This is a genomic window from Erwinia oleae, assembly GCF_000770305.1.
GTDB classification, from domain to species: Bacteria; Pseudomonadota; Gammaproteobacteria; order Enterobacterales; family Enterobacteriaceae; genus Erwinia; species Erwinia oleae.
On the sequence record NZ_JNVB01000027.1, the window covers coordinates 83739 to 93536 of the forward strand.

The 9798-nt window shown below is 60.1% G+C and carries 5 protein-coding genes; all 5 read right to left on the minus strand.

Annotated elements, in window-relative coordinates; all coding sequences use genetic code 11:
• Nucleotide 1: 1 nt before the first annotated feature.
• A complete protein-coding gene (locus tag GS12_RS10910) occupies nucleotides 2–3097 on the minus strand; it encodes a multidrug efflux RND transporter permease subunit (protein WP_034946814.1) in 3096 nt (1031 codons plus the stop codon).
• Nucleotides 3094–6213 carry a multidrug efflux RND transporter permease subunit gene (locus GS12_RS10915; protein ID WP_034946817.1) on the minus strand — a complete coding sequence of 1040 codons (3120 nt, stop codon included), beginning with the start codon at nucleotides 6211–6213 and terminating at the stop codon, nucleotides 3094–3096. The genes GS12_RS10910 and GS12_RS10915 overlap by 4 nt, the downstream gene beginning before the upstream one ends.
• Nucleotides 6210–7382 (minus strand): MdtA/MuxA family multidrug efflux RND transporter periplasmic adaptor subunit, encoded by a 1173-nt coding sequence (locus GS12_RS10920; protein WP_052118430.1) that lies wholly within the window; start codon nucleotides 7380–7382, stop codon nucleotides 6210–6212. Before GS12_RS10920 ends, GS12_RS10915 begins: the two co-directional genes overlap by 4 nt.
• Nucleotides 7383–7568: 186 nt before the next feature.
• Nucleotides 7569–9287 (minus strand): penicillin-binding transpeptidase domain-containing protein, encoded by a 1719-nt coding sequence (locus GS12_RS10925; protein ID WP_034946822.1) that lies wholly within the window; start codon nucleotides 9285–9287, stop codon nucleotides 7569–7571.
• 231 nt (nucleotides 9288–9518) lie between these two features.
• Nucleotides 9519–9798: molybdopterin dinucleotide binding domain-containing protein (locus GS12_RS10930; protein ID WP_034946825.1), on the minus strand; the 280-nt coding region annotated here is incomplete at its 5' end.

Genomic DNA, 9798 nt, shown 5'->3' on the forward strand with positions numbered 1-9798 from the left:
CTTATTCAACATGGCGCAGCCGCCGCCACTGACGCCGGGTGGCGCGGCTGACGCGATCAAGGTAAAGGTACACCACCGGCGTGGTGAAAAGAGTCAGTAGCTGGCTCAGCGCCAGGCCGCCGACGATCGCCAGCCCAAGCGGGCTGCGCAGATCGGCATCGCCTCCGCTGCCCAGCGCCAACGGCAGCGCGCCGAAAAACGCCGCCAGCGTGGTCATCATAATCGGCCGAAAACGCATCAGGCAGGCCTGAACGATGGCCTGCTGCGGCGACAGCCCCTGCTTACGCTCGGCGGCCAGCGCAAAATCGATCATCATAATGGCGTTCTTTTTCACGATGCCGATTAACAGTAAAATGCCGATCAGCGCGATGACCGTGAGCTGCGTGTTGGTTAACAGCAGCAGCAGCAATGCACCGACGCCCGCTGAAGGCAGCGTTGAGAGAATGGTTAACGGGTGAATATAGCTCTCATAGAGCACGCCAAGCACGATATAGACCGCAGCCAGCGCGGCCAGGATCAGCCATGGCATCGACGAGGAGAGATCGGCAAACGCCTTCGCCGTGCCCTGGAAACCTGACTGAATGGTATCCGGCAGCGCGATTTTCGCCATGGCGTTTTTAATCAGCTTTTGCGCCTGTTCCAGCGAAACGCCGTCCGCCAGATTGAAGGCGATGGTGCTGGTGGCCGACTGCCCCTGATGCGTCACCGAAAGCGGCGCGTTGCCGCCGCGAAAGCGGGCAAAGGCCGACACCGGAATGCTATTGCCTTCGTCATTAATGACATAAAGCTTATTCAGCATATCGGGATCGCGCGTGTACGCATCCTGTAGCGACATCACCACGTGATACTGATTCAGCGTTTTATAAAGCGTGGCTACCTGCCGCTGCGCGAAGGAGTTATTCAGCAGCGTATCCAGCATCGAGACGTTCACGCCCAGCCGCGTCGCGCGGTCACGGTCAATGTCGATCACCACTTCCTGACCGCCGGTTTGCGCGTCGGAATCCACGCTGGTCAGTTGCGGGATCGCCTCCAGCGCCGCTTTCACTTTTGGCGTCCAGACGCGTAGCGTATCGAGATCGTCCGCCTGAAGGCTGTACTGATAGGCGGCATTGGCGCTGCGTCCGCCAATGTGAATATCCTGCGCCGCCATCAGAAACAGTTCAACGCCGGGGATATTACGCGTTTTACCACTCAGGCGGTTTGCCACCTCCGTGGCGGTGGCATCACGCCGATCGCTATTCTTCAGGTGAACAAAAAAGTTGGCGGTATTGCGCGAACCAAATGCGCCGCTGCCCATTGACGACATCACGCCATCGACCGCCGGATCCTGCTGGATCATTTTTGCGAATGCCTGAAGCTTCGGCTGCATGGCCTGAAAAGAGACGTTCTGATCGGCTCTGAGCATCCCCATCAGCAGTCCGGTGTCCTGATTGGGGAAGAACCCTTTCTGAACCACGGTATAGAGAAAAACGTTAAGAAGCACCGTCAGCAACAGACTGAACAGCGTCAGGCGCTGATGGCGCATCACCAGGTTCAGCGCGGCCGCGTAGGCGGAGAGCATCCGGCCGAGCCCGCGCTCAATGGCCTGATAAAACCGACGCGGACGATGCGATACCGCCTTTTTTTTCAGCAGGCGGGAACAGAGCATCGGCGTCAGCGTCAGCGAAACCAGCATCGAAATGACCAGCGAAACGGTCAGCGTCACGGCAAATTCACGAAACAGGCGCCCCACGATGCTGCCCATCAGCAGGATCGGAATGAATACCGCCACCAGCGACAGCGTCATCGACAGCACGGTAAAACTTACCTCCTGCGCACCTTTCAGCGACGCGCGCACCGGGCTCAGCCCCGCCTCGATATAACGCGTAATGTTTTCCAGCACCACGATGGCGTCGTCGACGACAAACCCCGTGGCGATGATCAGCGCCATTAGCGACAGATTGTCGAGGCTGTAGCCCAGCACGTACATCACCGCGCAGGTGCCAATCAGCGAAACCGGCAGCGCCAGCGCCGGAATGGTCACCGCCCGCAGATCGCGCAGGAAAACAAATACCACGCCAATCACCAGCAGCACCGCCACCAGCAGCGTCTCTTCGGTATCGTAGAGCGAGGCGCGAACGTTGGGCGCGCGATCGACAACGATCTTCAGAGAAACATCGGCAGGCAGATCCTTTTGCAGCGCCGGCAGTTGCGCTTTGATGGCGTCGATCGTTTCCAGCATGTTGGCGCCCGCCTGACGGGTGACGCCGATCATCACCGAAGGCGACTGGTTATAGAAGCCGACGTTGTATTTGTCTTGCACCGAGTCATAGACCGTGGCGACGTCGCTGAGCCGCACCGCGCGTCCGTTTTGATAGCTCACCACCAGGCTGGCGTACTGCCGGGCCTGATCGAGCTGCCCGTTGCCATCCACCACCCACGACTGCTTGCTGCCCTGAAGCATCCCCTTCGGCAGGTTAGTGGTGGCATTGGCAATCGCCGCGCGCACCGTATCAAGCGAAAGGCCGAAATGGCTGAGCATGTTGGGTTGCAGATCGATACGGACGGCGGGGAGCGCGCTGCCCATCAGCGATACGTCGCCGACGCCTTTGACCTGGGCGATCTTCTGGTCGATTTTGCTGTCGGCGATGTCATACAACTCACCGTTCGAGCGGCTGGTCGAGGTGAGCGCCAGCATCACTATCGGCGCATCGGATGGATTGGCTTTACGCCAGGTCGGCAGCGAAGCCATGCTGCTGGGCAGCAGGCTGCGCGCGGCGTTGATCGCCGCCTGAACGTCACGCGCGGCACCGTTAATATCGCGCGACAGTTCAAACTGAAGAATGATATTGCTGGAGCCCTGTGAGCTGTTGGAGGTCATCTCGGTGATGCCCGCAATCTGCCCCAGCGAGCGCTCCAGCGGCGTGGCAACCGTGGCGGCCATGGTTTCCGGGCTGGCACCCGCCAGTTGCGCCGTCACCATGATGGTGGGGAAATCCACCTGGGGCAGCGGCGCAACCGGCAGCAGGCGATAGCCAAGCGCGCCCAGCAGCAGCAGCGCCATGGTCAGCAGCAGCGTGGCGACGGGCCGAAAAATAAACAGGCGGCTGATACTCATGAGCGATCCAGCGCCTTACGCATTTTGCGGCGCCCGCGCCCGGCCAGGCGATCGAACCACAGATAGATAACCGGCGTGGAGAACAGCGTCAGCAGCTGGCTGAACAGCAGCCCCAGCGGCTGACGAAGTTCGGAACCGGAGCCCGACGCCAGCATCAGCGGCAGCGCGCCCAGCAGCGCGGCCATTGTGGTCATCAAAATCGGCCGGAAGCGCAGCAGGCAGGCCTGGTGAATCGCCTCGCGCGGGCTGAGATGCTGCTTTTTCTCCGCCTCCAGCGCAAAGTCGATCATCATAATGGCGTTTTTCTTCACGATGCCAATCAGCAGGATCACGCCAATCAGCGCGATCAGGCTGAACTCAGTCCCGGCGAGCAGCAGCGTCAGCAGTGCGCCCACCGCCGCAGAGGGCAGCGTGGAGAGAATGGTCACCGGATGAATAAAGCTTTCGTATAACACGCCCAGCACTACGTACATGGTGACCAGCGCCGCCAGGATCAGCCACAGCGTGTTGCCGGTCGCGTTTTGAAACGCCTCCGTTTCGCCCTGATAACGCAGGGTGATGCTGTTCGGGAGCGCCAGATTTTTTGTCGTTTCCGCTATCGCTTTCTGAGCTTCTTCCAGCGAGTAGCCGTCGTTGAGGTTGAAGGAGACGGTTACCGCCGGAAACTGATCCAGCCGCATATGCACCAGCGATCCGATGCGCTGATGAATGGTGGCAATGGAGGTCAGCCGAACCATGCTCTTGCCGCTGGTCGTTTCGCTGCTGCTGTCATTGCTGCTACTGGTGGTTGACGCCGCCAGCCAGATATCATCGAACGACGCTGGCGACTGCTGGAACTGCGGCGCCACTTCCAGCACCACGCGATACTGGTTCGACTGGGTAAAAATGGTGGAAACCAGCCGCTGGCCGAAAGCATTGTAAAGCGCGGTGTCCACATCTGCGGCGGTGATGCCATAGCGTGCCGCGGCCTCGCGATTCAGCTCCACCCAGGCCACCTGCCCTTGCTCCTGCTGGTTACTGACCACGGAACTGAACTCCGGGCGTTTTTGCAGTGCCGCCACCAGTTTGGGCGACCAGGCAACCAGATTTTCACTGTCGGCGTCATCCAGCGAGAACTGGTATCTGTCCGGCGTCACGCTGTCGTTGACCGTCAGATCCTGCAAAGGCTGCATATAGAGTTGGATGCCCGGTACGCCTTGCGTGGCCTGCTTCAGTTCAGCAATGACTTCGTCGGCGCGCGCGTCGCGCTGGTCAAACGCCTTCAGGTTGATTTGCAGACGACCACTGTTCAGACTGGTGTTGGTACCATCAATGCCAATGGTGGACGAGAGGCTTTCTACCGCCGGATTTTGCAGCACAATGGCCGCCAGCGCCTGCTGCCGCTTCGCCATCTCACTGAAGGAGACATCCTGCGAGGCGACCGTGACGCCCTGAATCAGCCCGGTATCCTGCGACGGGAAAAAACCTTTCGGGATAACGATATAGAGCAGCGCGGTAAACAACAGCGTCGCCAGCGCCACCAGCAGCGTCAGGCGCTGATGGTTGAGCACCACGGTCAGCAGGCGATCGTAACCGGCCACCAGTCGATCAAAAAACTGTCCGCCTTTGCGATAAAAGCGGCCCTGACGCTCCTCGGGAATATGGCGCAGCAGGTAAGCGCACAGCATCGGCGTCAGCGTCAGGGAAACCAGCATGGAAACCAGGATCGACACCGCCAGGGTGATGGCGAACTCGCGGAACAGCCGCCCGACCACATCGCCCATGAACAGAAGCGGGATCAGCACCGCAATCAGCGAAAAGGTCAGTGAGATAATGGTAAATCCAATCTGCGCCGACCCTTTCAGCGCCGCTTCCATCGGCGTTTCGCCCTGCTCCAGCCGCCGTGAAATGTTCTCCACCACCACAATCGCATCATCAATCACAAAGCCGGTGGCGATGGTCAGCGCCATCAGCGACAGGTTATTCAGGCTGAAGCCCGCCAGATACATCACGCCAAAGGTGCCCACCAGCGAAAGCGGCACGGCGACACTGGGGATCAGCGTGGCGGCGAAGTTGCGCAGAAACAGGAAGGTCACCATCACCACCAGCGCAATGGATAACAGCAGCTCAAACTGCACGTCATGGATCGACGCGCGAATGGTTTGCGTGCGATCGGTCAGCACCTGGATTTTCACGCCGTCCGGCAGCGCCGCCTGCAACGTGGGCAACTGTGCCTTAATGGCATTGACTACCGCAATCACGTTCGCGCCCGGCTGGCGCTGAATGCCGATCACAATCGCCGGGGTGTTGTTGGCCCAGGCGGATTGATAGGTGTTTTCCGCCGCTTCCTCAATGTGCGCAATGTCGCGCAGGCGCAGCGCCGCGCCGTTTTGATAGCTGATAATCAGGTTGCCATACTCGTCGGCGGTGCGCAGCTGATCGTTGGCATCAATGGTGACCGAGTGGTAGGGGCCGTCGAAGCCGCCTTTCGATCCGTTAACGTTGCTGTTGCCAATCAGCGTGTTGACGTCCTCGAGCGTCAGGCCATGCGCCGCCAGCGCTTTGGGATCCATTTGCACGCGAATGGCGGGCTGGTGTCCGCCCGCCAGCGTCACCATGCCGACGCCGGAAATCTGCGACAGCTTGAGCGCAATGCGTGTGTTGACCAGATCCTGCACCTTAACCAGCGGCAGCGTGGATGAACTGGCCGCCAGCGTGATAACCGCGGTATCGGCCGGATTGACCTTTTTGTAGGTCGGTGGGTTGGGCAGATCGGTCGGCAGCAGGCTGTCCGCTCCGTTGATCGCCGCCTGCACTTCCTGCTCCGCCACGTCCAGCGAGAGATCCAGCGAGAACTTCAACGTGATCACCGAGGAGCCGCCGGAACTGCTGGAAGCCATCTGGCTCAGGCCGGACATCTCGCCAAGCTGGCGCTCCAGCGGCGCGGTCACCGACGACGCCATCACGTCCGGGCTGGCGCCGGGATAGAGCGTGGTGACCTGAATCGTCGGGTAATCCACCTGCGGCAGCGCCGAGGTGGAGAGAAAACGATAGCCAAACAGGCCAGCGATCAGCACGCCCACGGTCAGCAGCAGCGTGGCGACCGGTCGGGCGATAAACAGGCGGGATGGATTCATTGCGCCTTCGCGCTCCCTGGCTGAGGCTCACCGGCGATCGCAACCCTGCTGCCGCTGCTGAGGCGATCGATACCCTGCGTCACCACCCGTTCACCCGCCGTCACACCACTCAGGATCGCCTGCTGCGTTTCGCCGAAGGTCGGGCCGGTTTTCACCTCTCTGCGCGTTACCGTATTGTCTTTATTGATCACCCAGACAAAACTGCCGTCGCTGCTCAGCTGGAGCGCCTGCGCCGGGATCACCAGCGCCTGTTTCAGCAGCCCGGTTTGCAGACGCAGGTTGACGAACTGGTTGGCATAGAGCACCTCGTCGTCGTTAGCGAACAACGCTTTCAGGCCAATGGTGCCGGTAGTGGTGTCGATCTGGTTGCTGATAAACTTCACGCTGCCCTGCGCCAGCGCGCGGCTGCCGTCCTGATCGAAAGCGGTGGCGGGCAGGCTTTCGCCGTTATGAAGCCCTTTCAGCAGCGTGGAAATGTTGCTCTGCGGCACGCTGAAGGTGACGGCGGCGGGCTGCATTTGCGTGATAGTGACAATGCCGGTGGTGTCCGAACTGTGCACCATATTGCCCGCATCCACCAGCCGCAAACCGGCTCTGCCGTCGATTGGCGAGGTAATGCGCGCGTACTCAACGTTGAGTTTTGCCGAGGCGATCTGCGCTTCGTCGGCCTTGACCGCGCCGCTGTACTGCCCGACGGTCGCCTGCTGGCTGTCCAAATCCTGGCGAGCCAGCGAGTCCTGCGCGTACAGTTTGCGGTAGCGCGCCAGCGTCAGCTCCGCGCTTTTCAGCAGCGCCTGATTTTGGCTCAGATCCGCCTGATACTGCGCCAGGGTGGCGGCAAAGCTGCGCGGATCGATCTGCGCCAGAAGCTGGCCTGCCGTCACCTTTTGCCCTTCGGTGAAAAAGACCTTCGTCAGCTGTCCGTCAACGCGGCTGGTGACCGTCACCGTCGCGTTCGGTACAACCGTACCCAACGCGGTAAGGTAAACCGGCACGTCGGCGGTCGTCACCTCGCCCGCCTGCACGGCGGTGGTCATATCCGGGCCGCCGGGGCCGCCATTCGGGCCGCCCGGCGCACTGCCAGGCCAGAAACGCCAGACAAGCAGTATGATAACAAGGGCGAGCAGCGCCAGGAGGAGAAGTCGGGGAGTCTTTTTCTTAGCGGTCATCGGATTCAATCAGGTCAAATGAAGCAAAAATCAGGAATGGCGAGCAGAACCAGCCGATTAAAAATCAGCCGCTATTATGCGCGGACGCGCTAAGGGATTCCATGCGCAGAGCGTAAGGATTTCGAAAGTAAAAACGGAGAGTTGTGACGCGCCGACGCCAGCGTAAAGCGGCGGCGGCGCGTGGTATTAACCGCTATGTGTGGTGTAAATGGCGTCCGGCACGATGTTCATATGCTTCAGCACCGGACCAATAATATTGCCAAAAACCGGCGCGGCCACCGAGCCGCCGAAGTGGTCACCGGCGGTCGGATGGTTGATCATAATCACCAGCGCCACCTGCGGATCGCTGGCGGGCGCCACGCCAGCGGTGTAGTTGATATAACCGCCGTCGTATTTGCCGCTGGCGCCCATTTTTTCCGCCGTGCCGGTTTTGATCGCCAACCGATAACCCGGCACCGCGGCGCGCACGCCGCTGCCGCCCGGCAGCGCGTCGCTCTCCATCATATGCACCACCGCGCGTACCGTATCCGCATTGGCGACCCGCGTGCCCAGCACCGGCGGCGTGACGCGAGTGATCGACAGCGGCCGGTAAAGCCCGTAAGCGCCCAGCGTGGCATATTCACGGGCGATTTGCAGCGGCGTGACGCGCAGCCCGTAACCGAACGAAAAGGTGGCGCGCTCGATATCCGCCCAGCGCTGACGATGCAGCGGAAAGTAGCCGACGCTTTCGCCCGTCAGTCCCAGGCCGGTTGGCTTGCCGAGGCCGAAGGCGCGATAGGTGTTCACCAGCACTTCGGCGGGCATCGCCAGCGCGATATGGGAGACGCCGATGTCACTCGATTTTTGCAGAATGCCGGTCATGGTTAGGCGCGACCAGTGGCCTACGTCGCGGATCAGATGGCCATTCACGCGATAGGGCGTGGTATCCAGCACCGAATCGGGCCGCACCAGGCCGCGCGCCATCCCTTCCATTACTACCAGCGGTTTTACCGTCGATCCCGGCTCATAACTGTCGTTGATCGCCGCGTTGCGCATCTGATTCGGCGCGACGTTAACGAAGTTGTTCGGGTTAAACGAGGGATAGGAGGCCATGCCTAAGATTTCGCCGGTATCCACTTTGATCAACACCGCCGCGCCGGAGTCCGCTTTGTTCAGCAGTACGCCATCGCGCAGTTTAGTGTAGAGCGTGTACTGATCGAATTTATCGATGCTGAGCTGCACCGTCGGCGGCTGGCGCGGCGGCTCATAGCTGAGCATCGACACAATATTGCCGTTGGCATCCTGCCGGTATTTCTCTTCGCCCGGCGTGCCCTGCAATACTTTATCAAAGCCCTTTTCCAGCCCGTTCAGCCCGTCATTGTCCGCACCAACGATGCCCAGCAGCGGCGCGGTGGCTTCGCCCATCGGGTAGAAACGGCTGTCGTTATAAACCGTTGAGATCCCCGCGAGGTGCAGTTTGGCAATATCTTTCGCCATGCCTAACTCGATTTTCCGTCCCAGATAGAGAAAACGGCGGTGCGGGTTGGCGCTGATTTGGCTGGCGATTTGTTCAGGGCGCTGATCCAGCACGTTGGCCAGATACTGCCACTTTGCGCTGGTAAAATCCGGGTGCGCTTCCAGCACGCGTAGCGGATCGGCAATGATATCGCGCGACGGCACGCTGAGCGCCAGCGCCTCGCCGTTGCGATCCAGCAGCGTACCGCGGTTGGTGGGAATGGAAACGGTACGCAGAGAGCGCTGATCGGCCTGTTTTTCCAGCATCGGGCGATCGATCAATTGCAGATCCGCCACGCGCGCCAGCAGCAGTACCAGACAACTTAATACGCCTAAGCAGATCAGGCGGAAGCGAACGGGTTGAAACGGCGCTTTCGCCGCATCCCTTGATGTTTTTTGTGTGCGGGACATGCTGCTTGTGCCTGAAGTGATCAAAATTGCCGGAGAACAGGAAATAGTAACCAGCACGGTATTGAGATAAAAAAAACCTGCGCATCTGCGCAGGTCGGTGAAACAAAGTGAAGACTATTTGATGTTCACCCATCAATACCTCTGGGACGTAAACTGTAGCAATCTGACGGGCCGACTCGCCAGCGCCGATTCGCAACAGTTACCCGCAAAATGTAACCAGGCATGTGATTTTTAAACTTTTTTGCAATCTTTCGCCTTTTTAATCTCCACCAGGCAGCTCATGGCGTTTGGCCCCTGAGTCAGGGATGACGTGCCGATGTCCAGCGTTAATACGTTGGGATTACCGGCACGATCCCACGGCAGCCACGCCTTGCCAAAGCCGGGATCGAACCAGGCGCCGGTGGAGATCAGCACCACGCTGCGGCTGACGCCGTCACTGAGTCGCGCGCCCGCCAGCATGCGGCCACGATCGTTGCTCACCTCAATCTCATCGCCCTCGTTGATACCGCGC